At 33.8% G+C, this 25,549-nt stretch carries 20 protein-coding genes and 2 pseudogenes; 13 read left to right on the forward strand and 9 right to left on the reverse strand.

Annotated elements, in window-relative coordinates:
• Positions 1 to 57: 57 nt before the first annotated feature.
• From M1D66_RS00315 to M1D66_RS00325, 3 genes are all read right to left on the reverse strand, one after another.
• Positions 58 to 2,736, reverse strand: a complete 2,679-nt coding sequence (locus M1D66_RS00315) for a YfhO family protein (protein WP_086385624.1) — start codon at positions 2,734 to 2,736, stop codon at positions 58 to 60.
• Between the two features lie 347 nt (positions 2,737 to 3,083).
• Complete coding sequence (locus M1D66_RS00320; RefSeq protein ID WP_000856146.1) at positions 3,084 to 4,499, reverse strand: oligosaccharide flippase family protein; 1,416 nt, start codon at positions 4,497 to 4,499, stop codon at positions 3,084 to 3,086.
• 97 nt (positions 4,500 to 4,596) lie between these two features.
• Positions 4,597 to 5,577, reverse strand: coding sequence for a glycosyltransferase family 2 protein (locus M1D66_RS00325; protein WP_000970534.1), 981 nt, complete (start codon positions 5,575 to 5,577; stop codon positions 4,597 to 4,599).
• Positions 5,578 to 5,777: 200 nt separating this feature from the next.
• Here M1D66_RS00325 and M1D66_RS00330 point away from each other — a divergent pair.
• Positions 5,778 to 6,380 (forward strand): annotated as a pseudogene (locus M1D66_RS00330) (glycosyltransferase family 39 protein); the annotation flags it as partial.
• A 61-nt stretch (positions 6,381 to 6,441) separates the two neighbouring features.
• Here the strand turns inward: M1D66_RS00330 and M1D66_RS00335 are convergent.
• Positions 6,442 to 6,954, reverse strand: a complete 513-nt coding sequence (locus M1D66_RS00335) for an acyl-CoA thioesterase (RefSeq protein ID WP_000412126.1) — start codon at positions 6,952 to 6,954, stop codon at positions 6,442 to 6,444.
• Between the two features lie 298 nt (positions 6,955 to 7,252).
• Between M1D66_RS00335 and M1D66_RS00340 the strand changes: the two genes are divergently transcribed.
• Positions 7,253 to 8,566 (forward strand): ArnT family glycosyltransferase, encoded by a 1,314-nt coding sequence (locus M1D66_RS00340; RefSeq protein ID WP_001015648.1) that lies wholly within the window; start codon positions 7,253 to 7,255, stop codon positions 8,564 to 8,566.
• A 160-nt stretch (positions 8,567 to 8,726) separates the two neighbouring features.
• Here M1D66_RS00340 and M1D66_RS00345 read toward each other — a convergent pair whose 3' ends face one another.
• The 3 genes and pseudogenes from M1D66_RS00345 to M1D66_RS00355 form a co-directional block, all read right to left on the reverse strand.
• The gene (locus tag M1D66_RS00345; protein ID WP_370695591.1) at positions 8,727 to 9,467 is read right to left on the reverse strand and encodes a methyl-accepting chemotaxis protein; all 741 of its coding nucleotides are present in this window, start codon (positions 9,465 to 9,467) and stop codon (positions 8,727 to 8,729) included.
• Positions 9,468 to 9,530: 63 nt separating this feature from the next.
• A pseudogene (locus M1D66_RS00350) lies at positions 9,531 to 10,031 on the reverse strand (protoglobin family protein); the annotation flags it as partial.
• 132 nt (positions 10,032 to 10,163) lie between these two features.
• The gene (locus tag M1D66_RS00355; protein WP_000924367.1) at positions 10,164 to 10,796 is read right to left on the reverse strand and encodes a trimeric intracellular cation channel family protein; all 633 of its coding nucleotides are present in this window, start codon (positions 10,794 to 10,796) and stop codon (positions 10,164 to 10,166) included.
• Between the two features lie 462 nt (positions 10,797 to 11,258).
• Between M1D66_RS00355 and M1D66_RS00360 the strand changes: the two genes are divergently transcribed.
• The 8 genes from M1D66_RS00360 (at position 11,259) to M1D66_RS00395 (ending at position 20,646) form a co-directional block, all read left to right on the forward strand.
• Positions 11,259 to 12,731, forward strand: a complete 1,473-nt coding sequence (locus tag M1D66_RS00360) for an O-antigen ligase family protein (protein ID WP_000880765.1) — start codon at positions 11,259 to 11,261, stop codon at positions 12,729 to 12,731.
• Between the two features lie 95 nt (positions 12,732 to 12,826).
• Positions 12,827 to 13,936, forward strand: coding sequence for a glycosyltransferase family 4 protein (locus M1D66_RS00365; RefSeq protein ID WP_086385623.1), 1,110 nt, complete (start codon positions 12,827 to 12,829; stop codon positions 13,934 to 13,936).
• Between the two features lie 21 nt (positions 13,937 to 13,957).
• Positions 13,958 to 14,698 carry a WecB/TagA/CpsF family glycosyltransferase gene (locus tag M1D66_RS00370; RefSeq protein WP_000290749.1) on the forward strand — a complete coding sequence of 247 codons (741 nt, stop codon included), beginning with the start codon at positions 13,958 to 13,960 and terminating at the stop codon, positions 14,696 to 14,698.
• Positions 14,699 to 14,912: 214 nt separating this feature from the next.
• A complete protein-coding gene (locus M1D66_RS00375; RefSeq protein WP_000521075.1) occupies positions 14,913 to 16,112 on the forward strand; it encodes an MFS transporter in 1,200 nt (399 codons plus the stop codon).
• A gap of 218 nt (positions 16,113 to 16,330) precedes the next feature.
• Positions 16,331 to 17,047, forward strand: a complete 717-nt coding sequence (locus tag M1D66_RS00380) for a LytR/AlgR family response regulator transcription factor (protein WP_153595482.1) — start codon at positions 16,331 to 16,333, stop codon at positions 17,045 to 17,047.
• Positions 17,048 to 17,169: 122 nt separating this feature from the next.
• Positions 17,170 to 19,245, forward strand: coding sequence for a carbon starvation protein CstA (gene cstA / locus M1D66_RS00385; protein ID WP_000854314.1), 2,076 nt, complete (start codon positions 17,170 to 17,172; stop codon positions 19,243 to 19,245).
• Positions 19,238 to 19,441 carry a YbdD/YjiX family protein gene (locus tag M1D66_RS00390; RefSeq protein WP_000914505.1) on the forward strand — a complete coding sequence of 68 codons (204 nt, stop codon included), beginning with the start codon at positions 19,238 to 19,240 and terminating at the stop codon, positions 19,439 to 19,441. The genes cstA and M1D66_RS00390 overlap by 8 nt, the downstream gene beginning before the upstream one ends.
• 146 nt (positions 19,442 to 19,587) lie before the next feature.
• On the forward strand, positions 19,588 to 20,646 hold the full coding sequence (locus M1D66_RS00395; protein WP_000910190.1) for a GGDEF domain-containing protein: 1,059 nt from the start codon (positions 19,588 to 19,590) through the stop codon (positions 20,644 to 20,646).
• Positions 20,647 to 20,731: 85 nt separating this feature from the next.
• Here M1D66_RS00395 and pdxK read toward each other — a convergent pair whose 3' ends face one another.
• Positions 20,732 to 21,556: a pyridoxine/pyridoxal/pyridoxamine kinase gene (pdxK, locus tag M1D66_RS00400; protein ID WP_000174252.1), complete on the reverse strand. Its 825-nt coding sequence runs from the start codon at positions 21,554 to 21,556 to the stop codon at positions 20,732 to 20,734.
• Between the two features lie 134 nt (positions 21,557 to 21,690).
• On the opposite strand from pdxK, the gene M1D66_RS00405 reads away from it, so the two are divergent.
• From M1D66_RS00405 to M1D66_RS00415, 3 genes are all read left to right on the forward strand, one after another.
• Positions 21,691 to 23,262 (forward strand): GAF domain-containing sensor histidine kinase, encoded by a 1,572-nt coding sequence (locus tag M1D66_RS00405; RefSeq protein WP_025687491.1) that lies wholly within the window; start codon positions 21,691 to 21,693, stop codon positions 23,260 to 23,262.
• A 20-nt stretch (positions 23,263 to 23,282) separates the two neighbouring features.
• Positions 23,283 to 23,930 (forward strand): response regulator, encoded by a 648-nt coding sequence (locus M1D66_RS00410; protein WP_086385622.1) that lies wholly within the window; start codon positions 23,283 to 23,285, stop codon positions 23,928 to 23,930.
• 191 nt (positions 23,931 to 24,121) lie between these two features.
• A complete protein-coding gene (locus tag M1D66_RS00415; RefSeq protein WP_086385621.1) occupies positions 24,122 to 24,748 on the forward strand; it encodes an FMN-dependent NADH-azoreductase in 627 nt (208 codons plus the stop codon).
• Positions 24,749 to 24,810: 62 nt separating this feature from the next.
• Here M1D66_RS00415 and M1D66_RS00420 read toward each other — a convergent pair whose 3' ends face one another.
• Entirely contained in the window at positions 24,811 to 25,482 is a 672-nt protein-coding gene (locus tag M1D66_RS00420; RefSeq protein WP_000703327.1) for a transcriptional regulator YeiL, read from the reverse strand.
• Positions 25,483 to 25,549 lie beyond the last annotated feature (67 nt).

Genomic DNA, 25,549 nt, shown 5'->3' on the forward strand with positions numbered 1-25,549 from the left:
AAAGTGGGCATGAAGTAAAAGTGAAGCAATCATCTTCAACTTTTATTTCACTTCATCTTAATAACTTTTTTTAAAACGATTTTTTAATTTTGAATATCGTTTCGTATCTCCAAGAACTAGAAGCGAGATGCAAATGATAAATGAAATGGTAGAAATAACGAGACCCATTTTGAAATAAGGTGTGACGTATTTCATTTCAACTACATGTTGCCCTTTGGAAATAGGAACGCCAATAAAGGCGGAATTAGCCTTCGTAAATTCCGTTTCTTTACCGTCAACTTTTATTGACCATCCTTTACTATATGGTACCGATAAATATAGTAATCCATCTTTAGTGGAATTAATATCACCTTTTAAGGAGTTACCTTCATAGTAAATGTTTTGTAGGCTATTTTCTTTTAAAGTATTTACTTTTGTCGGGACAGTCTGATAGTTAGTACTGTTGATTTGTAAGTCTTTCAACTCATATTGACCAGGAGTAGGAATAGAAATGATTAGCTCGGTTGGCTTCGCATCTTTTCCTAAGTTGTAAACAAATCTTTCTAACGGATAAGCATAAGCTCCATCCTCATTACCTTTTATCATAGATTTGTCATTCACGGTAACCCCAAATGATTCCTTGTTTATATTTCTAATTTTAATTTCAACAAGAAGATCACCTAACATATCGTTATTATCAATAGGTACTATTATACGCCCATTTTCATGAACAGTGAGTATATCTTTCTCTTTCTCTATATTTTCCCACTTCATTTTATTTGGATTAATCTTAATTTGTTTTGAATCTAGCTGTTTTGTATTAAATTGTTTTAGTGGGAGACTTTCAACATCATTTACAACTACAGCATCTAATAAAAGTTGATCTTTCTCGGCAAAATTAAGTTTTGAAAAGTCTTCATCACTTATTCCAGCTTCGTATACATAGCCTAATGGTAGTGCAAATTCATTTTTATAAATGTTGTAAGGACCTACTTGTTGTAAATGCGTATAGCCATAAGGAATTTCGGTTTTATTAGCACCTTCACTTAGTACATAATATTTTACCCCTAGCATGTTCTCAAGGAATAATCGTTTATCTAACTGGAAGAACATAGATGGGCTATCATATCCTTGGAAAACATTGTACTTATTCTTCATAAAGTCATGAATATGATAATTGACTAAGCTTTGATAAGTACTTGTACCATGATAACCTTGCAACATCGGCGTATTTTTATAATTATTGTTTGGATTGATAATTCGATAAAAATCTTTATCTTGATTTTGTATATAACGAATTGCGTCAATTTCATCCTTATTATCAAGACCTGGCCCGTGTAATGATTCTTTTGTCACGCCTGCTTGATTAAAGTGTTTACTAAGAGCAAAATCTGAATAGAAGTAATTAATAAATATTACATTGACGAGTACATTTAATACAATGAAACATTGTAAGGCTACTTTTGATAAATAGCGCCATAGTAATATGGTAATAATAGATAATACAGTAATGCAAATTAAAATGTTATCAATCGTTTGTAGTGGCTGTGCGTTTATATTTACTTTTCTATAGAATGCGTAAATAAATAATGCTGTTGCTAGTAAAGGACCTATTAAATAATTGACCTTCTTTTTGTGGAGTAGCATCCAATCTAAAATGTAGGCAACAGTTTGCGCAACCACAAATGCAAATAAGTAAAACCATCTGTGTTGCATGGCAGAAAAGCCATTAAATACGGAATACGTATATGGAAGCATATATAGCACTAACATAAACCCAGTAAAGAGTAATTTATTTGTGACAAGTTTATTGCGTATTAGAAGCGCGCTAGTAATAAGGAAGAGGATGAAAACAGGGAATGCAAGCTGATACTCCTCTGTATTATTAATGAAAAAGATACTTTCCATTAAGTTTTTATAAAACGTATCTTCAAAAAATAACGGTATAGTAAATTTTGTAGCGAGTCGATCGGAACTAAATACACCATTTACAGATGGTATAAAGCAAACAGCAGATAAACCTAGTGATAAAGCATATAGAAAAGCAATTCTAATATAATAAATTATAAATGTTTTAATTGTTTTGTTCTGCTGTGTAGCGAAATATTGGAAAAAGGCATAAATATAGATAAAAATACTAGTAATGAAAGCGAAATAGAAATTTGATGCAAGCATAAGTGCTGTTGCAAACAGGAATAATCCTTTTTTTCGCTCTAAAATATATTTATCTAATCCCCATATTACTAAAGGTAAAAACACTATAGCATCTGCCATGAAATCCCATAATAAAGAATGGCGAATGAAAGTTATACATCCTCCATATATAATGGCAGAAATGAAAGAAGAAAAAATAGTTTTATTGTGATAACGTAAAGAACCATACATGAATAACATAGCTAATGTACTTTTTAAAACACTCATATATAGTTTCAGCTCAAAGATTTGATCAAAATTTAGTTTAGGAAGTAGAAGCGTAAGCCAGAAAAATGGTGCTGTACTATAGTAATAACTAAATTCTCCGAATAAATCTCCACCTAAGCCATAATCCCAAGACCAAAATAAATTTCCATCTTTAAATGCGTGTTGTAAAAGGAATGTAAAGAAACTGAATTGTGATAATGCATCTCCCGTACTAGAAAATACACTGTCTGATTTTAGGAAAAAGTAATGAAAAGCAAATGCACATATTATTAATAATGGAATAATAATAAGTGTGCTTTTAGTGAAAAATGTTCTTTTATTTACTTCTGAAGTCATTAAATAAATAAGCCTCCTTAAATGCAATTGCCACATTCTTCATCTCTAGTTATCTTTTTAGGATGAAGAAAAACTATGTATGAATCGGCGATTTTTAATAGTATTAATAAAGTGTTTATTTGTGTAATTTATAGTAAATTTAGGGTGTTTGTAGTTAATATTTACATGAAGAATTAACTATGAATTACCTTAATAATAGGTGTTTTACATCTAGTGCTGTTCGTTTCCAAGTATAATCATTCCAGAAAGGCAAGTCAATTTAAGATATAGATTGAAAAAAGCCCGTTTTCTAAGTGAAGAAGATAAAAATAAAAACTTCAAATTTAATTTGAAGTTTTTATTTTTATTTATTTTCGAGCCAGCTTTTTATTTATAAATCCTAAAATCAATCCTCGTATTTGTGGATCGATTGCAAGACCGATAATCCCGTATAATATACCAGTAATTGTTAAAGCAACTAGTGGCGGTAAGGTAATTAATATTGTACGGTATAGAATATAGCTTAATATAAAGGCTAAGGTATTGAATATAATCCCTTTAAATAGTAACGAGAAGCCTTTACGAACAAATAGAGTGAATCCGATCAATAACGTAATCTCGGTAAGGATAGCGGCAATAGCGGCTCCCATCATTCCGAACTGACTACCTAAGACGATGTAACTTATAATGGCAGTAGCTAGTCCGATTCCCATTGTTGTTGCACGTTTCCATTGTTGACCAATGGTCGTTAAATTATCAGCAAGTGGATAGTTAATAGATTGTAAAATGACCATAAAGGCTAAAATGGCAAGAGCATCACCAGCTGGCGCATACTCTTCGCCTAATAAAGTAACAATCCAAAAACTTGGATCAGCGATAAATGGAATGGAGATTCCCATCCCTAAGAAAGACATTAGTTTTAATTCAAACTGAGATAGTTTTCTATGTTCATCAATATTCTTTTCATTTCCAAAAGTAAATAATTTTGGATAGAAGGCTGCTGCAATTACACCAGGTATTTGATAAAGGACTGCAGGTATTTTCGATGCAGCTCCAAAGAATCCAACTTGCTCATACGTCGAAACTTTTTCTAATATAATAGGGCCTAACTGCGGTAAAAGCATAATAATAATGCCATTGATTGTGAAAATCAGCAGTTGATCTAAAATCCCTTTGTCCCAGCCCTTATGAACTGTCGTATGGCGGAGTACCATTATGAAGGCGATGACTCCTGTTACAAGACTAGATATCCCATACATAGCAGCGACCGTCATAAGTGACCATTTCAACGACATTCCTAGTAGAAGCGCAGCTGCGGCTGTTATACCTTGTAGTACAGAAATAATCGCTGTAAATTGCATACGTTCTGTTACTTGGAAATAAGCCATTCCAACGCCTTGTAAAGTTGCTCCAAACATTGTTGGTAGTACAACCCAATATACCATGGCGCGTAAGTAGGCATCAGTATAGAAGAACTGAGCAAAAATAGCGAAGAGTACAGAAATTACGACAGCTAATACGAAACGAATGCGTAAATAACTACTGATTAGTACGCTAATATTTGCATCCTTTCTCGTTCCTTCACGCATAAACGTATGTGTCAAACCTGCATCTGTGAAATAACAAATAACAGCGGAAACTGCTAATGCAGTTGTAAACATCCCATACTCACCAGGAGAAACGTATCTTGCGAAGAGAATCGTCGCGATAGCAAGTACAAATCGAACAGTAATATTTCCTACAAATAGGTAGGAGGCATTTTTAAGAATCTTATTTGTTTTCATGAGAAAAAACCTTTCTATTCTTTAGGACCTTTTTCGTTTGTCCTATTTGTAAATTTGATTTGTTTACGGAAAGAGAGATGAGTACTATATTTTCAGTTTAAGAAAACAGAAATTTAATTCGCACAAACCAAAGCATTGCATATAGTTTTTTACTACGCTTTCCGTTTTTTGAATAGATTTTACGGCAATATTTCTTTATATCTTTTTTGATTAATTGGACTTGGGTATTATTTAATTGAGAGTTTTCCTTAATGTATATACAAGCATTATTGATAACCGTATAAGGGAATAAATAAGTCTCAAGAATCTCAATAAGTGACTGAGGGTCTTTCGTAATGAAGTCTTGAGATTTATTATGTACCCAGTCTTTCATACGATTGAATACTTCTAGTTCTTTAGTTGTTTTTAATTCGTAATCTTTATATTTAGAAGAAAGATTTCCTTCGGATAAGATTCTATAATATGTTAAATATTCATCGACATAGCATACATTTGTCACACTCATTAGTTTAAATAAAAACTCCAAGTCTTCTCCCCAGCTACATCCTGGTGTAAAACGGATATTATGATTCATTGCGATAGAGCGTTTGAAAATCCAAGTACTTGTTTGAGCAACAACTTGGTGTGTTAAGAATGCTTTTGCCATATCACCTTTAATAAAGTTTGTTGTATGCTCAACCTTTTCGCCTGTTTCTTCGTAGAAATTCATATAACCACAATAGCACGCATCCATGTTGTTTTTATTCATACTCTCGATTTGTTTCTCAATTTTAGTTGGATGCCATAAGTCATCACTATCAAGGAAAGCGACGTATTCCCCGCTAGCATTTTCAATCCCTGTATTACGAGCTACTGAAACGCCTTGGTTTTTTTGGTGAACGTATTTTACTTGCCTCGGATATTTTTCTGCAAGATTTTTTACGATAGAAGGTGATTGATCTTTACTTCCATCATCTACAATTACAATTTCAATGTTTTTATATGTTTGATCCAGTATTGACTGCATTGTTTCTTCAATATATTTTTCTGTGTTATACAGAGGTATGACAACAGAAACAAGTTGTTTTTGTTCCATCATAGAATTTTTATCTCCTCAAATTTTTTATGTCTTGCACCATATATACAAGCCTTTTGAAAGGAAGAAGATTACAAGAACATCTGTATCAGTTTAACGCATATAAACTTTGTAAATCAACTTTCTATTATTGTACTTTGTATAAAAGTATTTATTATAGAATATATTTTTTTGTAAAAATATAGAAATACAATTTGGAAATTATGTATTTTAAGGGAAAGTATGAAATGTTAAGGCGATTTGCGCTTCGTTTTGCAACTTTACAAACACATGGTGCAGATTGGACTCTAGCTAGCGATGATATAGGTCATCAAAAAACGGCAACTATTTTATTGGAAACAGGAATGTTGATATATCATGAGCTGGATAAACCACCTATTCATATTATGCCAGGTTTTCCAGTGTTTTTAGTTACTTTATTTTACTTTTTTTGTAAATGGCAATAAAGGCCTTTTTGTAGCTAAATTAATTATTATCCTATTAGGGGTACTTATTATTTTACTAACTTATAAGATTGGTACTTATTTATTGAATCCCGCTGCAGGATTAATAGGTACTTTCTTATTAGCTGTGTATCCTCCAGAGATTGTTTTGGAAAATTTAAATTTAACAGAAGGACAGCTTCTATTCTTTTCATTGGGATTATTATATTGGAGTTTAAAATTAGCTGATACTCATAAAACGAAACATTTTCTACTTTTTAGCATTGTACTTACGCCTACAAGTTGCTTTATATCCAATACCATTACTTATATATCTTTTAATGAAGCGCTATCCATTCCACATTGATGAAGCAAGCGATAGTATTTTTTATAATAAAAAATACATGCAAGGAAGGACCTGTGCATGTATGATGAGAAGATTATGTTAAATATTCCAAGGTTTACTTAAAGTTAAAACTTCAGCCATCTCTTTACTTTTTAAACGTCCCTTTTTTCGGTTTTCCGCGCGTTCTAAACCGGTTGTGTGTAACCAATGTTCTTCCTGAGTTTCAGGTAGTACTTGTGGTACGGACGAAGGTTTTCCGTCTTTTATAGCCACAAATGTAATGAAGCAAGTAGCAGCAATTCTACGCTCGCCTGCTAATAAATTTTCTGCGATTACTTTTACGAAAACTTCCATTGAAGATTTACCTGTATAACATACAAATGCTTCATAACAAACAGAATCAGCTTGGTGAATTGGAGTTAAAAAATCAACTGAATCAATAGATGCTGTTACGCAATGTTTACGACTATGTCTTGCAGCCGCAATTGAAGCAATACTATCAATTTCTGCTAATAATTTCCCTCCGAAAAGTGTTTGGTGATTATTTAAATCGTTAGGAAAAACACGTGTTGTCTTAATTGCTTTAGATTCTCGCATGAATTTCTTTTCCATATATTCAGCCCCTATAGTCTGTTTTCAATCAGAATAATATGTGTAAGCTTAGTACTCATATTAGATATTTAATGAAGTAAAGTGTATTCCAAAAGAGGATTATTTAAACTTCTGTATTTGTATTCATGTAACTGAAAGAAAATTTATTTTATCTAAAATGTAGTGTAAAAGAGGATTCGCTTACATTGCAAGTAAAAAGTAATGACTATGTATTTGTCATAGAAATTCTCTATCAGCCGTGTACCCATTCATGATAGAATCGTTTTGTTATGAATGGAAATAGAGGTGCAATGGACATATGAATCATATACAAACAAATTTTTCATCTTTCTTCAATAAAATTACGATTGGTGCGATGCTCGCATTTTTCGTTTATAGTTGTTGGGTAGCATTTGAGACAAGTAAGCAATTCTTTGGAGGAAGTACAACAAGTGTAACAATCATATTGGCAATTTTCGTCATACTCATTTTGTTAGTGGCATCAATTCTACAATATCGTTTTACAGATAAACAATTCCTTATTTTTCTTATAAGTATATCTATAGTTGTGAGGCTTAGTATGTTGTTATTTGTAGATGCTCCAATAATTGGTGATCTGAAAGTGATGTATGAGTCTGCAAAGCAGATTGCAATTGGTAATAATATAGGGACTGTCGCTCATTTGCCTTTTATTATATATGAGTCAGTAATTATTCGTATATTTGGTGATACATTATTCGCTTTACAACTATTTAATGTGTTATTTTGCGCAGGAACCGCATTTTTTATTTATCGTATTGCGGCAATGGTTTTTGGAGAAGAATGCGGGCGTATTGCTTCTATATTTTATGCTCTGTATATTCCAAATATATTCATGAGTCCCGTATTAACTCCTGAGTCACTTGCAATATTTTTATTTTATTTTGCTTGTTACATACTTTTATATAAAGGATTAGATCATCCTTATATGTGGGTGTTTTCAGCGATTTTATTTGCATTTAGTAATATGATTTTCCCAATGGGATTATTTCTTCCTATTTTTATCACGGTATATGTATTATTAATTGAAGTATTTCAATCAGCAACGAAACAAAAAGTGTTACTAAAGATGATAGGGATACTTATTCTATTTTATAGCGCTCATTTTGGTGTGAATTATGGAATTAAGACAATGGGACTGTCACAATATACGATTGCGAATGAGACATATGTTCAATCTGTCTTAATTGGAAAAACGAAACATGAGGAAAAAATATCGAAAAATCAAAGTGTAACAGAGCATATTGATCAAAAGTTAAAAGAGATTGAGGGAGAAAGATTTAAACTTTTAGAACCGATGATAAATCAGTTTTCAGATGAGGGGATAAATTCTATTCTTTTCAAATGTGAAAAACTGATTTATATAGCCGTAACATTGTTTATGACTATAGCTCTATTACACTTCCTTATTAAGAAACAACAAAATGAGGGATATATGTTGTTCTTATTTTTAATTAGTGGCTACGTATTGCTAAAGCTCTTCCAAGTAGATATGGCATATTACAATGTAATTATGCCGGCATTGTTTATTTTGCAGAGCTTTGGTGTTTATATGAGTTATGTGTATTGTCAAAAAATATTTTTCAGAAAATAAAAAGAATCCATTCTGGATTCTTTTTTTGATGGAAGGTGAAATTTAGTAGTCAGTGCAGATGAAAAGTATGACTGACCTGAATTTTATCCCGTTATTTTCCAAGCGGTAGGCCCCCCGTAAAAGTCCGATTGGTGAGGGCTGATTAAAGTTTCACTTTATCTTATCGATTTAGTTCTAGTTGCAAATTATCGGCTGTTAGAGCCATTTGTGAGGAATCATCTTGAATTCCTTTCATTACTTGTGAAATAGCTTGTAGTTCGTGTTCAATTTTCTTATTCTGTTCTTTTGAGTTAGACATATCTTTTACGATTTCTTGGAAGTATCGATCTGTTGCCGACATACTATCCGTTCCTTCCGATACGAGAGAGCTAATTTGTTTCACGGAAGACGAGACACGGGTAATTTGTTCATTTGTTTTTTCGACGAGCTTTGTAACGTTAAATATAGATTCTTTCGTTTGCTCTGATAATTTTCGGATTTCACCAGCAACAACAGAAAACCCCTTCCCAAATTCTCCAGCACGTGCAGATTCGATAGCTGCATTTAGTGCGAGTAAATTGGTTTGCTCCGCAATCGATTTAACAATATCTATGATTTCATTAATTTTGTTAGAAATATTGAGAAGTTCATGAGTATCTGTAATAATCGTTTCCATATTCATTTGAATAGATCCCATTCGTTTGTTTTGCTGGTTTAATTGTTCTTTCCCTTTATTCGCTTTTTCTTCAGATGTTGTAGCTAATGATGTACCTGTTTTAGCAATCTCTACAATAGTTTCAGATTTGGTGGTTAGTTTTTGAATAGAAGAGCTTGTTTTTTCAGATACAGCAGCTAGTTCTGTTGCGATATGCGTAATTGTCATAGCAGTTAGTTCTTTTTCTTTCTCATGCTCTTTTTGCATTCTTTCATATTCAGATTCATAAGCTGCAAGAACAAGTTCTTGTTCAAGAGTGAATAATTTGTTTATAACATTTATAGAATAGGAAAAATCATCGATTGTCGTTATTTTTGTTTGCAAAATCTTCATGATAGAGCGAAATAATTCTTGATAAGCAGCAGTATACCATTTTCGATGTAAACCAATTTGTACATGCCTTTTGGCAATCCTAACACGCTGTTCAATAAAATCTTCATGCATATTGCCGCTGAATAATTCTTTAATATGTGTTTTTAAAGTTTGTTTTAGTTTTGGAATAGAGCTGTAACGTTCAATAATAGTAATTAAATTAGGTTGTTTTGTAATGTTGGCATAGAATTTTTCAGTAATCCAATCAATTTCTGCATAAATAAAAGGCTGTAGTACTTTTACAACTTGTAAATCTTCTTTTGAAATATGTAGCATATCCATTTGAATTTTCAATTCAGAATTAGTAGGTACATTAAAAGTTATTTGTTGGTCCTTACTTAATTCGATTATACTGGCATCTTTTTTATTAATATTTTTTTTGAAAACCCCAAGCATCATTCTTCCCCCCTGTATATAAAACGTTTTCAATTTTAAAACTAATATAGAGTAATTATATATGCTTATATATAATTACTCTATATTAGTTTGTTGAATAGTATATAAATTAAGAGAATTCTAGATAGAATTCTCTTAATGGCCTTTATTAATTTTAGCATGTGTTTTAAAGAAAACAGGGAAATGCACATTATATATTACAGTGACGACACGAATAACGAATGTTACTAGTAAACAAACATAGAAAGCTAATACGTGTGCCCCCATAGCGTGTGTAATTAGGAAGCTAATTGCTCCTAAGATAGAAGCGATTGCGTAAATCTCTTTTCGGAATACGTAAGGGATATCTTGAGCACAAATGTCACGCAAAATACCGCCTCCAATACCTGTAATGACTCCCATTGAAACAACTAGAAATGAGGCGTCAACATGATGTGACATTGCCGCATTTGCACCAATAGCTGTAAAAACGCCTAAGCCAACAGCATCAGAAAGCATAATAACGATTTGAAGTTTATTGATGCGCTCAAAAAACATACAAGTAAATAATGCTGATAATACACTTACGAAAAAGTAAATGGGTTTTACAAATGCGACAGGGGGCAGGTTACCAATCATGATATCACGAATAATACCGCCACCGAGCGCAGTAGCTACAGCTAAACAAAGGACACCAAATAAATCTAAATCTTTTTTTAAACCAACTAATGTACCAGAAATGGCAGCGGCGATAATGCCAAGAAACGTAAATATATCGATTAATAACATGGCCTTAATCCCTTCCTCTTAAAGATGTTCCAGAGAAAAAATATACACTAAAGTATTGGAAATAACAATTACTTTTCGTTACATGTAGAAAAACGGATAAAATTCATAAAGAAAGCGTTTGAAAATGTTTAGGAGAAAACGAAGCAAGGTTAATCTTTAGTTGTAGGATAGCCGAGTGGGTGTTTGTGTGTAATTGTTAAATCTATATTTTTATAAACAAATTAATAAATGTTACTATAATGCCGATAATAAGTGGAAGAGTGTTAGATAGTTTTTATAGAGATAGGGAAGGATAGCTAAAGGATAATGTTTTCTAGTACTACTTACGCTGGATTTGGTTAGTTTCGGTATAAAAATAAGTTCTCAATTTAAATATGAGTTATGTTATAATTGCTAGGTGTGTTTTGAAGATAAAAATTATGATTAAAAGATAATGTTAAGATTTTGTATGGAGGTCTTGGAATGTTAGCAAATCAAGCTAGGGTTAGATTTGAGCGTTTTTTGCTCTTTTTTATTATTTTACAGCCTGTTTTAGATTTATTAACGTCTCTTAGCATCACTTTATTAAAGTCAAATGCTACCGTTGGAATTTTAGTAAGATTCCTTATTATGGCTGTTGGTGGTATTTACATTTTAATTCAGGCAAAAGAGAAGGAAAATAGAAAGTTTTTAATTTATCTTATATTATTAGCCGGAGTTTTAGGGATAGGATTTATTAATAACAAACTAGTTAAAAATCCTATTGTACTTGGTGAAGAGGTTAAATTCGTTGCGAAAGCATTATATATATATATTATGCTGGGATCATACATTTTAGCTTTAAAATCATTGAAAAAGACAGTTAATATTAGTGATAAGGTTCGAAATAGTATTGTATATTCTACATTAATCATTAACGCAATTATGGTTATTTCTATTTCAACATCTACTGACTTTGGTAGTTATGAATGGATGAAGGTTGGTTCTCGAGGTTGGTTCTATGCAGGGAATGAACTAGGTTCAATCTTAGCTATTATTTTCCCTATTGTGGTACTATATTCTATTCAAAAAACAAAGAGCTGGAAACACATTTTATATTGGATTCCATCACTTTTAATGATTTATTCGCTAATTCAAGTTGGTACAAAAGTAGGAATGGGCTCAATTGGTGCTACGTTAGCGGCAGCAATCGGAATCATTGTACTACAATTATTATTTAATAGAAAAAATCCGAACAAAAAATCCCTTGCGCTTAATGCAGTAATTGCTATTGTCCTATTAGCTGGTGTAGTTGGAACGTTTAAACAAACGCCATTAGCACAAAATATGGGTATTCACAATAATTATTTATCAGAGCAAAATGTGGCACAGCAAGGTCAAAAAGAAAAAGAAATTAAAGAGAAGCTGAAAAAAGAGCAAGAACTTAAAGAAAAAGAAGAAAATCACCATAAAGTTGAAAAGCCAGAAGAAAAGGCGAAGATAGAAGAGGAAGTTAAGAAAGAGCTTGAGAAAGAGCAAAAGAAAGAAAATCAAGAAAATCTTATTTTCAGTGGACGTCAAGTATATGAAGAAAGACATAAGCAGTTCTTTAAAGAAGCGCCAATGTCACAAAAGTTATTAGGAATGGGTTATGCAGGTAACTTTAAATACAATGAACAAAAGCAGCCAGATCCAAAACTAATTGAAATGGACTTCCATGATTGGTTTTATGATTTCGGGATTATTGGCTTTGTATTACTAATGATTCCATTTATTTATTACGGGCTAAGAATTCTACTAGCATTTGCTACGAGATTTAAGGACATATTTAATATAAAATATGGAATGATTTCAGCAAGCTTATTGTTAGCGTTAGGTATTGCTTATATTGCAGGACATATTTTAACAGCACCAGGAGTTGGGATTTACTTTGTAGTGGTGTTAGCTTATCTAATAGTAGACCTAGAAATTGAATGATAAAAATAAAAGCTAACTTTTGTTAGCTTTTATTTTTTAGTACAGTAAAATAAAAATAGATGGAAACGTAGCGAGGATTTAAAGGAGGAAAAAATATGAGAATATTGCATATGAATGCAGGAGCAGAAGATGGGGGAGGGAAAACACATATTATTTCACTTCTCGATCAGTTTCCAACTGGTGAAGTAGAATTAGCAGTATTTGAAGATGGAATTGTTGCGAAGGAAGCAAGGGAGTTAGGGATAAAAGTCCATGTGTTTTCACAAAAATCGCGCTATGATTTATCCATTTTAAAGAATATAAGTGAATTTATTAATAAAGAAAAATTTGATGTAGTTCATACACATGGCCCTAGGGCTAATTTCTATGTTTCTTTAATGAAAAAGAGAATAAAGGCAAAATGGGTAACGACTATTCATAGTGATCCATTTCAAGACTTTACTAAACAGGGCTTAAAAGGTTGGATTTTTACGAAATTAAATTTGAAAGCCTTAAAAAATATAGACTTATTTTTCGTTGTAACAAATAGATTGAAAAAAAGCCTGGCAGCATTAGGTATTTCAAATGAAAAGATGCATGTTATTTATAATGGAATTGAATACGATCAGGAAAAAGCAGAAGGCTATAATAAAAAAGAAATGTTCAATATTGATGAAGATGTATTTACGGCAATCCAAGTAGCACGATTACATCCTGTCAAAGGACATGAAGTTTTATTCGATGCGTTACAACAAACAAAATTAGAGAAAATTAAAGTATTATTAGTTGGCGATGGCCCATTAGAAGAAAATCTAAAGTCATTAGCTACTGAAAAAGGGATTAACGATAAAGTAGAGTTTTTAGGACATCGTCAAGATGTAAAACAATTATTTGCGTCGTCACATGTAAATTTATTAACTTCCCATAGTGAAGGGTTCCCACTAGTTTTATTAGAAGCGGCAAATCAACGCGTACCATCAATTGTGACTAGGGCTGGAGAAATTGAACCATTAATCGTAGATGAAACTTACGGGTGGATTGTGCCAACAGGTGATGGAAAGGCATTAGCATTAGCTTTAGAAGAAGCGTATGATAAGTGGAAAACTGGAGAGTTAGCAGCAATGGGTAAACATATTTATGAGCATGCTACTATGAACTTCTCACTTCAAAAACTATATGAAGATACAAAGGAAACATATAAGCAATTAATAGCGAAAAACTTGTAATGATAGAGAGGATAGTTAACTATGGCAGTACAAACAGTTGATATTCTAGGCGTTCCTTTTTCTACAATGACAATGGATGAAACGGTCCAATATTTAAAAGAACAACTAGAAGCGGAGCGAACTCATACGTTTCAGGTAGTAACAGCAAACCCTGAAATTGTTATGTGCGCAAAAAAGGATGAAAAGTTCTATCAAACATTATTGAATACAGATTTAATTACACCTGATGGTATTGGGGTTGTAAAGGCAAGCGGGATGCTTGGTACACCTTTAAAAGAACGGGTAGCAGGTTTTGATTTAATGTGTAATTTACTTGCGAAGTTATCAGAAGATAGTAAGCCGGTATCTGTTTTCTTATTAGGTGCAAAGCCGCATGTTGTACAAGCTGCAGCAGATCATTTAACAAAGACATATTCAGCTGTATCCATCGCCGGTATACAAGATGGTTATTTTAAACAAGAAGACGAAGAGAATATTATTTCTCGCATTCAAGAAGCAAAACCAGATTTATTACTTGTTGCACTTGGTTTCCCGAGACAAGAGAACTTTATCCAAAACAATAAGCATCGTTTAGAAACGAAAATGGCTGTTGGAGTGGGTGGAAGTTTAGACGTATGGGCTGGAGAGGTAAAACGTGCACCAAAATGGATTCAAACGATTCATTTAGAGTGGTTTTATAGATTATGCAGTAATCCAACACGCTGGCGTCGTCAGTTAGTATTAGCGGAATTTTTAAAAGAAGTAATGCGTTCGAAAAAGTAGCGAAATATCGCTGCTTTTTTTATTTGTTCATTTTTAATAAATTGAAACTTTAATCAGTGAGGCATCCCCACTGATTATTAGCTCTCACCAATCGGGATAGACGTTTTACTTTTTGGGAATGATGAAGGAGAATTTTTTACACAAAAGTATTTTACTTATACAATTCACACATGTAAAATGATGTGTAAAGACACCTGTGTGAGGAGGACTTCTAGTGGGCAAGGTAAAAGAAATTTCGAAGCGCAAACTACTTGGTATAGCTGGGCTTGGATGGCTATTTGATGCAATGGATGTTGGAATGCTTTCATTTGTAATGGTAGCCTTGCAAAAGGATTGGGGATTAAGTACGCAAGAAATGGGCTGGATAGGCAGTATTAACTCAATCGGTATGGCAGTAGGAGCGCTTATTTTTGGGATACTATCAGATAAAATAGGGCGGAAATCAGTCTTTATTATTACATTATTGTTATTTTCTATCGGTAGTGGTTTAACTGCATTAACAACAACACTTGCAATGTTTCTCGTTTTACGCTTTTTAATTGGTATGGGGCTTGGCGGAGAGCTTCCAGTTGCCTCTACACTAGTATCAGAGAGTGTTGAAGCGCATGAGCGTGGGAAAATTGTTGTGTTATTAGAAAGTTTTTGGGCAGGTGGATGGCTAATTGCAGCTCTTATCTCGTATTTTGTTATTCCTAAATATGGTTGGGAAGTTGCGATGGTATTGAGTGCAATTCCAGCACTATATGCTTTATATTTAAGATGGAATTTACCGGATTCCCCAAGGTTCCAAAAAGTTGAAAAAAGGCCATCTGTTATTGAAAATATAAAATCAGTTTGGTCTGGGGAATATCGTAAAGCAACAATTATGCTATGGATTCTATGGTTTTGTGTTGTCTTTTCCTATTATGGAATGTTCCTTTGGTTACCGAGTGTAATGGTGCTAAAAGGATTTAGTTTAATAAAAAGTTTCCAATACGTACTTATTATGACATTAGCTCAACTTCCAGGATATTTCACCGCTGCTTGGTTTATTGAACGTCTCGGTCGTAAATTTGTTTTGGTTACGTATTTAATTGGGACAGCTTGCAGTGCTTATTTGTTTGGAGTTGCGGATTCATTAACAGTATTAATTGTGGCAGGTATGCTACTATCCTTCTTTAACTTAGGTGCTTGGGGAGCATTATACGCCTATACACCTGAGCAGTATCCAACGGTTATTCGTGGTACAGGTGCAGGAATGGCAGCAGCATTTGGTCGTATCGGTGGTATCCTTGGGCCACTATTAGTGGGATATTTAGTTGCCTCAGAAGCTTCACTATCATTAATATTTACGATTTTCTGTGGATCAATTTTAATTGGTGTATTCGCTGTAATAATACTTGGACAGGAAACGAAGCAACGAGAATTAGTATAAAGTGAAAATTTAAACGTATCCTGGATCGTTTATCATCCTACACTACTTGGCTCTTTATAGGCAGTTAGTACGGGATAAAGGGGGAGAGGAAACCGAAGTGGTTTCCTTTTTTCTGTTTTTTTAGATAAATAATGGTATAGTAAGAAAAAGGGATTATTTCTTATAAAAGCGAATGTATACAACAGGACATATGGACAAAGAATTAGGTGGTTGAAGAAATGAAAATTTTACTGATTATGGAAGAGGCAGAAGAGAGAAGAGAGTTAGCTGAAAATTTCACTGAAAATATGAGAAATGTAGAATGTTTTGAAGCAAAGACAGGAACAGAATCTTTATTTATGATGAAAAAACATATGCCAGATTTTGTTTTTTTAAGTTCCAAATTACTAGATGGTACTGGTTTTGAATATGCAAGTTTATTACGAGAAATAAATTGCTATACAAAATTTATTTTTGTAGGTGAAAACATAGAAGAATCTATTACAGCTTTTCGTTTCCAAGCATTTTATTATTTATTGCGACCATTTCGTGAAGAAGATTTACAATTTCTTTTATATAAAATAGGTAAAGAACAAGGTGAGAAAGCAAAGAGTTATTTGCGAAAACTACCGATAGAAAGTCAAGAGGGCATACGATATATTCTTCCAGAAGATATCGTATATGTAAGTAAAAATAAAGAAAATAAAACTGTTTCAATTTACACAACGAATAATCAGTATATTTCAACATATACACTTCAGGAATTAGAAAATAAGCTAAATGCATATGATTTTTTACGTGTACATAAAAGCTATTTAATTAATATGTCATATGTAAAAGAACTGAAACCTTATTATAATGGCACGTATAATTTGTATTTAGATAGGTATGATGAGCAACCGATTCCAGTCAGTCGTAATTATGTAAAACGCCTTCGAAATAACATTGAATTATAGTAGATAATGAGAGTATTTTAACATGATAAACTGAAAATCCTTCATGATAGGGAGGATTCAAGTTAAATATTCAGAAAATTTAGTACAATCTCCACTAAGAAATAGTATTGGGGGAATTGTATGTGAAGACATTGAAATCGATCTTACTTTGGGGCGTTATTACAGCAGTAGGAGCAGGTGCTTTTGGGGTAATAGCTTTATCACAAGGTGAAACCATTAATGCTGTATGGCTCTTAGTAGCTGCCGTATGTGTATATGCAGTTGCTTATCGCTTTTATAGTAGATTTATAGCGAGAAAGGTTTTTAATTTAGATGATAATCGGCAAACACCAGCCCATACATTAAATGATGGGAAAGACTATGTTCCAACAAATAAGTGGGTATTGTTTGGACATCACTTTGCAGCGATTGCTGGAGCGGGACCTTTAGTAGGACCGATTTTAGCGGCACAAATGGGGTATTTACCAGGGACCATTTGGATTATTGTTGGGGTAGTTGTTGCGGGGGCTGTCCAAGATTTTGTTATTTTATTTGCTTCAATGAGACGTAATGGTAAATCGTTAGGAGAAATGATTAAAGATGAGATTGGACCTGTTACAGGACTAATTGCAATGATAGGTATTTTAGGAATTATGATTATTTTATTAGCAGTATTAGCGTTGGTCGTAGTAAAGGCACTAATCGGAAGTCCTTGGGGAATGTTTACGATAGCAGCAACGATTCCTATCGCTATTTTAATGGGAGTTTATATGCGCTATATTAGGCCTGGTCGTGTTGGAGAAGGATCAGTAATCGGTATTATCCTACTTATTTTATCTCTTGTTGGAGGACAGTATGTAGCAGAAAATCCAACACTTGCAAGTATGTTCACATTTAGTGGTGAAACAATTGCTATTATGCTTATTGTATATGGATTTATTGCATCTGCATTACCAGTTTGGATGCTTTTAGCACCACGTGATTATTTAAGTACATTTTTAAAAGTCGGAACAATTGTAGGGTTAGCAATCGGTATCTTAATTGTAGCACCAGATTTACAAATGCCAGCAGTTTCGAAATTTATTGATGGAACTGGTCCTGTGTTCTCTGGAAACTTATTCCCATTCTTATTTATTACTATTGCTTGCGGTGCAGTGTCTGGATTCCATGCTCTTGTTTCATCAGGTACGACGCCGAAGATGATTGAGCAAGAGGGACACGCACAGCCAATCGGTTATGGAGCAATGTTAATGGAGTCGTTTGTAGCAGCGATGGCGATGATTGCAGCTTGTGTATTAACACCGGGAACGTATTTTGCAATTAATAGTCCCGCAGCACTTATCGGTACAGATGTCTCGCAGGCAGCTCAAGTTATTTCCTCATGGGGATTTGCTATTACACCAAATGAACTAAAAGATCTTGCTGTAAATGTTGGAGAGCAAACGATTTTATCACGTACAGGTGGTGCGCCAACATTAGCGATAGGTATGGCATATATTTTCTCACAAGTAATAGGTGGAACGGCCATGATGGCATTTTGGTATCATTTTGCGATTCTCTTTGAAGCCCTATTTATTTTAACAACGATTGATGCTGGAACGCGTGTCGGCCGATTTATGATTCAAGATATTTTAGGGCATGTATATAAGCCATTTGGGAAAACGGATTCTACATTAGCGAATGTAATCGCTACAACGTTATGTGTATTAGGGTGGGGATATTTCTTATACCAAGGGGTAATAGATCCGCTCGGTGGAATTAATACATTATGGCCACTTTTCGGTATTGCAAATCAAATGCTAGCAGGTATTGCATTATTACTTGGAACGACAATTTTGTTCAAAATGGGAAAAAAGGCGTACGTTTGGGTAACACTTATTCCAACTGTCGGGTTGCTGATTGTAACAATGACGGCGGGGTATCAAAAGCTATTTCATGAAAATCCTAAAATTGGATTTCTATCGCATGCAAAGGTATTTCAGAGAGCATTAGATGAGGGAAAAGTGTTAGCGCCAGCTAAAAATGTCGCTCAAATGAAGCAAATTATTTTCAATGATTATATTGATGCAGCGCTTTGTGGGATTTTTATGATAGTTGTAATCGCTGTGTTAATTTCAGCACTTCGAATTTGGATACAAGTATTAAGAAATAAGCCAATGCCGTTAAAGGAGGCACCATATATTCCGAGAGATGAAAGTGAGTCGAGGAACTATGCTTAAAAAGCTGTGGCAAGTATGGAGGGAAAGAAAGCGCTTTATTAGTTTGCTCGTTGGGGTACCAAGTTATGAAGTATATGTGGAGCATATGAAAAAGCATCATCCTGAAGAAGAGGTTTTATGTCAAAAGCAATTTTTTGCTGAGGCACAAGAAGCAAGATTTAACGCAAAGGGTGGAAAAATATCACGCTGTTGTTAATGAAAAAGGGCGAGTTTTCGCCCTTTTTATTTTTTTGCTGTTTCACGTGGAACAGCAAAAAATAAATAAAAACTTTGGGAATTATAGGGATTTCGTATACAATAAAGTAAGGAAAGGGATAGATAGAAAAGTAAGGAGATCATTTTATGTTAAAGGACTTATTTGTAAATACAACAATTATTCTTTCCTTTATTTTTGTTGGAGGTCAGCTTTTAAGAGATAAGCCGTTAAAAGAAGGATTCTCTTTTGGGCAGAAATGTGTAGTAGGCATTTTTACTGGGATACTAGGTATATTACTAATGTATTTCGGTGTTCGTGTTGGTACCATCCTATTGGATTTACGCTACTTAGCTGTTATTCTAGCTGTTATTATTGGAGGGCCGATAGCGAGTACCATAACAATTATTATGATTTTAGTAACTAGACTGTTGTTTATGGATTATTCATTAGCTTCTCAAGTGGCCTTTTATACAATCATCGCGATAGGAATAGGGAGTATCTTTATTTCGCGTATGAAGCTTTCTTTAGGGGAAAAGTGGGTATGGTTACACGCATATATTTTATCTATTCTAATCCCAGCGTTATATATATGGTTAATTAAAGAGATCCACATAGTGGGATTATATTTAATTTCTAGTATTATTACAGGTTACATAACATTCATAAGTGCAAATTATGTTTTACAATCCAATGAGCTATTTCAAACGATGAAGCAATACGCAACGATAGATGCATTGACAGGTCTAGGAAACGTAAGACAGTTTGATTTAGAGATGAATCGTCATATTAGTAATAAACACTTGAAAAATGATTCACTTTGTTTACTACTTATAGATATTGACCATTTTAAGCATGTAAATGATACGTATGGGCACCCAGCGGGAGACGAAGTGTTAAAACAAGTAGGGCATATTTTGCGAGAAATGTCAGCATTTCCGGATTTGGTTTTTCGAAAGGGTGGAGAGGAGTTTGCGCTTTTGATACCAAGGAAAGGAATAGCTTATGGAATTCATGTTGGGGAACAAACTCGTATAGCTGTTGAAAAACATTCATTTGAATTGTTAGATGGAACAAAAATAAAAATTACAGTTTCGGTAGGGGTTTCAGAGTATGAAGGGGCATCAGAGCAATTTATTCAAGCGGCGGATGATGCGTTATACTACTCGAAACGAAATGGTAGAAATAAGGTCAGCTCTGCATCTTAAAGATAAGATGACCGGAAGACATAAAGCTTATAAAAAACACTCACAGAGGCAATGTATGAACCTTGTGAGTGTTTTTATTTATATATTAGACAAGTTCTTTTGATACAACGAATTTACGATATGCACCATGGTGAGTTGGACCTACGTATTCGTTAATTTTGAATGAGTAACGAATAGCAGCTGTGATGAATTCTTTAGCAGTTTTTACTGCTTCTTTCACAGGTTTTCCTTTTGCAAGTTCTGCTGTAATTGCAGCAGAATATGTGCAACCTGCGCCGTGTGTATTTGTAGTATCAATTTTTTCTGATTCTAAAAGATCGAATGTTTCTCCATCATATAGGACGTCGATTGCAGTTTCCGTACCAAGTTTGCTTCCGCCTTTAATTAGTACGTATTTGGCACCTAAAGCGTGGATTTTCTTCGCTGCTTCTTTCATGTCCTCAAGAGAATTAATTTTCACACCGCTTAATTGGTAAGCTTCAAATAAGTTTGGCGTTACAACTAATGCCTTTGGCACAAGAACGTCACGTAAGCAATCGTTCGTTTCAGGGTGTAATGCTTCATCTGCACCTTTACATACCATAACAGGGTCAACTACTACATTTTTGAAATTGTGCTTTTCGATTGTTTCTGCAACCATTTCAATAATTTCTACTGATCCAAGCATACCTGTTTTTAAAGCGTCTACGCCAACACCTTCAATTGTTGTTTCTAATTGTGGTTTTAATGTAGAAGCTGGGATTGGAAATACGTTATGTGCCCAACCGTTATGTGGATCCATCGTTACGATTGTTGTAAGAGATGTCATTCCGTATACGCCCAGTTCTTGGAATGTTTTTAAATCTGCTTGTATACCAGCACCGCCACTTGTGTCAGAACCAGCGATAGTAAGTGCTTTATTTAATGTCATTATGAAAGCCCCCTCGAGTGATATAATGAAAACTATGTTTTCACCATTATATCAATGTTACGAATAAGTACAAAGTGAAAAGTAGATGATTTATTTTAAGAGCTATTTAAAATCTTGTATGCAGGAGAATGAGTATGTTTCGAGATAATCGTACGAATGAATTAGTTATATTAAAGGAAATTGCAGAAACATTAAATACATCAAATGATACATATCATGTATTGCAAGCTGTCCTCGAGAAATTGCTAAGTGTAACAGGTTTAACGACAGGATGGATTTTTCTTGCGGATGAAAATGGGAAGTATACGAAGTTAATTGATTATCAATTACCAGAGGCACTTACATATAAAAATAAACGACCGATGTGCGAAGGTGAATGTTGGTGTTTACGAGGTTTTGTAGATGGAAAATTAGAGAGAGCCGTTAATATTATTGAATGTAAAAGAATTAATAATGCAATTGAATATAATTGGGGGGATACGGAGGGCATTCTTCATCATGCTACGGTTCCTTTAAAAGCTGGGGGAGAAAAATTTGGGGTGTTAAATGTTGCAAGTCCGGGTAAAACACATTTTTCAGAAGAAGAATTAGTATTACTCCAATCGGTTGCCTTCCAAATTGGTACGGCTTTAAAGCGAACAAAATTATATGAAAATGAAAAGAGAAGAGCACATTATTATGTGAAATTAGAGCGTTTCATTCAAGATTTAAAAATGATTCATAAGTTTAATGTACTACCTGAAAAGGTGGTAAATCACGTAGGTGAAGTATTTCAATGGAATCAAGTAGCGCTTTTTATTAGGGAGGAAAAAGAATTATCTCTGCGAGCGTCTTACGTTCAGGAAGAGTTACAAGAGGATGTAAAAGAGGCGGCCAAGAAGGCGTTAGAACAAGATGAACCAGTTCTAATAAAACATCAAATAGGACATAATGTACATCTAAATCGAGCTGTTATTGCTACACCAATACATATTCAAAACCATATATTTGGTGTTTTATGTGTTAGTTTGAATAATGGAGAGTTTGATGCTAATACAATAGATGTAATTCAAGCATTATCGAACCATGTTTCGTTAATAATAGAGAATTTGAGGTTAAACGAGCAGCGCCGTGAACTTGTACGAATGGAAGAAAGAAATCGGTTAGCAAGAGATTTACATGATTCTGTTTCGCAAAAATTATTTTCATTAACCTTCATGACAAAAGGCGCCGAGGCAGTTTTAAAAGGTAAAAATGAAAAGGTAGATCAATCTTTGCATGAGATGCGTGAACTTGCGCAAGGAGCTTTGAAAGAAATGAGGACATTAATTTGGCAGCTTCGTCCGGCAGGATTAGAAAAAGGATTATTGCCAGCTCTAAAGCAGTACGGTGAAAATTTGGGACTGAAAATTAGGGAGCAAGTTACGGGTGTTCGTGATTTACCTCGTGTAGTAGAAGAAGCTTTGTGGCGCATAGGCCAAGAAGCACTGAACAATGTAAGTAAGCATGCAGGTGTAAAAGAAGCGACGATTTATTTTACAGTGAATGAGAAAAATGTATCATTAGAAATAGTTGATCAAGGAAAGGGCTTTGTGGAAAAGAATATAAAAGAAAAGAAATCACTAGGTATGACTACGATGCGTGAAAGAGTAGAATTAGTTGGTGGAACAATTAAAATTGTAAGTAGTAATAAACGAACGAGCGTAAAAGTAAATGTACCATTATGATGTGAAAATGAGGGAAGTTTGTGAAAATAAAAGTATTGTTAGTTGATGATCATACAGTCGTTTTAAAAGGATTAGCATTTTTCTTAAGTACACAGGAAGATTTAGAGTTAGTTGGAGAAGCGAATAATGGGAAAGAAGCGTTAGTGAAAGTACGAGAAACAAATCCCGATGTTATATTAATGGATTTATATATGCCTGAAATGGATGGTGTTGAGGCGACGGCATATATAAAAAAAGAGTATCCAAATGTGAAAGTAATTGTATTAACTAGCTTTTCTGATCAGGCGCATGTGTTACCTGCATTAAGGGCTGGAGCAAGTGGGTATATTTTAAAAGATGTAGAACCAGATCAGCTTGTTGAGGCTATTCGAAGCGCATATAAAGGTAACATTCAATTACATCCGGATATAGCAAATGCTCTTCTCTCTCAAACATTACCTGTAGAAGAAAAGGAAGAAGAACCTTCTATTCAAGTGGATGTGCTAACAGCGAGAGAAAATGAAGTATTGCAGCTATTAGCGAAAGGGATGAGCAATAAGGAAATTGCATCTGTTTTAGTTATTACAGAAAAGACGGTTAAGGCGCATGTAAGTAGCATTTTGAGTAAGTTGAATTTATCTGATCGTACGCAAGCGGCATTATATGCAGTTAAAAATGGAATTGTATAAGACGAAAGTCGTAAGACCAAGTTCGCCTTTAGAAGGTGGACTTTTTTTATGGAAAAATACGTCTATGTGAGGACGAAATTGTCTTTATATAAAGATAAAATATGTTTGTAAGCAACAAAACAACAATTACAAGGGATACCTTTTTTGAAAGCATATAACAACATAAGAGTGAGTACTAGGAGGAATAAATAATGGCAACAGTTTTATTCGTTAAAGCAAATAACCGTCCAGCGGAACAAGCAGTTAGTGTAAAATTATATGAGGCATTTTTAGTAAACTATAAAGAAGCACACCCAAATGATACAGTAGTAGAACTTGATTTATATAAAGAAGAATTACCATACGTAGGCGTAGACATGATCAATGGTACATTCAAGGTAGGTAAAGGATTTGATTTAACAGAAGAAGAAGCAAAAGCAGTAGCAGTTGCTGATAGGTATTTAAATCAATTCCTAGAAGCTGATAAAGTTGTTTTCGGCTTCCCATTATGGAACTTAACGATTCCAGCAGTATTGCACACATATATTGATTATTTAAACCGTGCTGGTAAAACGTTTAAATATACGCCAGAGGGTCCAGTTGGCCTAATTGGAGATAAGAAGATTGCATTATTAAATGCAAGAGGCGGCGTATATTCAGAAGGTCCAGCAGCTGAGGTAGAAATGGCTGTTAAATATGTAGCAAGTATGATGGGCTTCTTCGGCGCAACAAACATGGAAACAGTAGTTATTGAAGGGCATAACCAATTCCCAGATAAAGCAGAAGAAATCATCGCTGCAGGTCTTGAAGAAGCAGCTAAAGTAGCAAGTAAATTTTAATTAAAATTATAATCGTCACTCGAAAAAAGCAGCATTAACATGTAAACGTTAATGCTGCTTTTTTATATTTTTAGTTCATCAGCAAGCTTTTCTAATGTATTTCGATCTTGTATATAATATGTTCGGCCTTCTTTTCTTAAATAATTTTGTTGGCAAAACTGATTTAATACATATAAAAGATGACGGTAGCTGACATTTAAATATTCCGAGGCCTCGGTATGCTTTTCTATATAACAATTATTTTGCTCTGTTAATAAAATAAAAGCAGCTAATCGATTTTCAAAAGGATAACTATAGTTTTTTGCGTAATTTTCAGTGCGAGTAATTGTCTTTTCTCCAATAAATTTACATAAGTGCTGTAAAAACGTTGCATCTTGTAATAAAAGTTGCTGACAATCTTTAAGTGGAAGTGCCAAACACACACAATCTTCTAGTACTTCAACGGACTTAGTAATATTTTCTACTCCTATTAATCCTAATTCTCCGATAAAAGATGGTGCTTGAATAAAATTAATTAATGAAACCTTCCCGTTTTTATGACTCATATATATTTTGGCTCTCCCAGAAATTAAGTAATAGAGATAAGGAAGAGCATTTCCTTCGCTACATATCATCTCTTTCGTTTGAAAAGAATGCAGCTCTACATATGGCAAGACATGAAATGAAAATAGGGTATGGAATTGATGGATTCGCATGTATTGATAAATTTCTTCCTCATTTTTGCTGATTTTCATATTTTCACCCCTATGTATAGTATGAGATATCTCCTATTATCTTTACAAGAAGGAATGATACGATTTA

This window comes from Bacillus sp. PK6-16 (genome assembly GCF_056530295.1).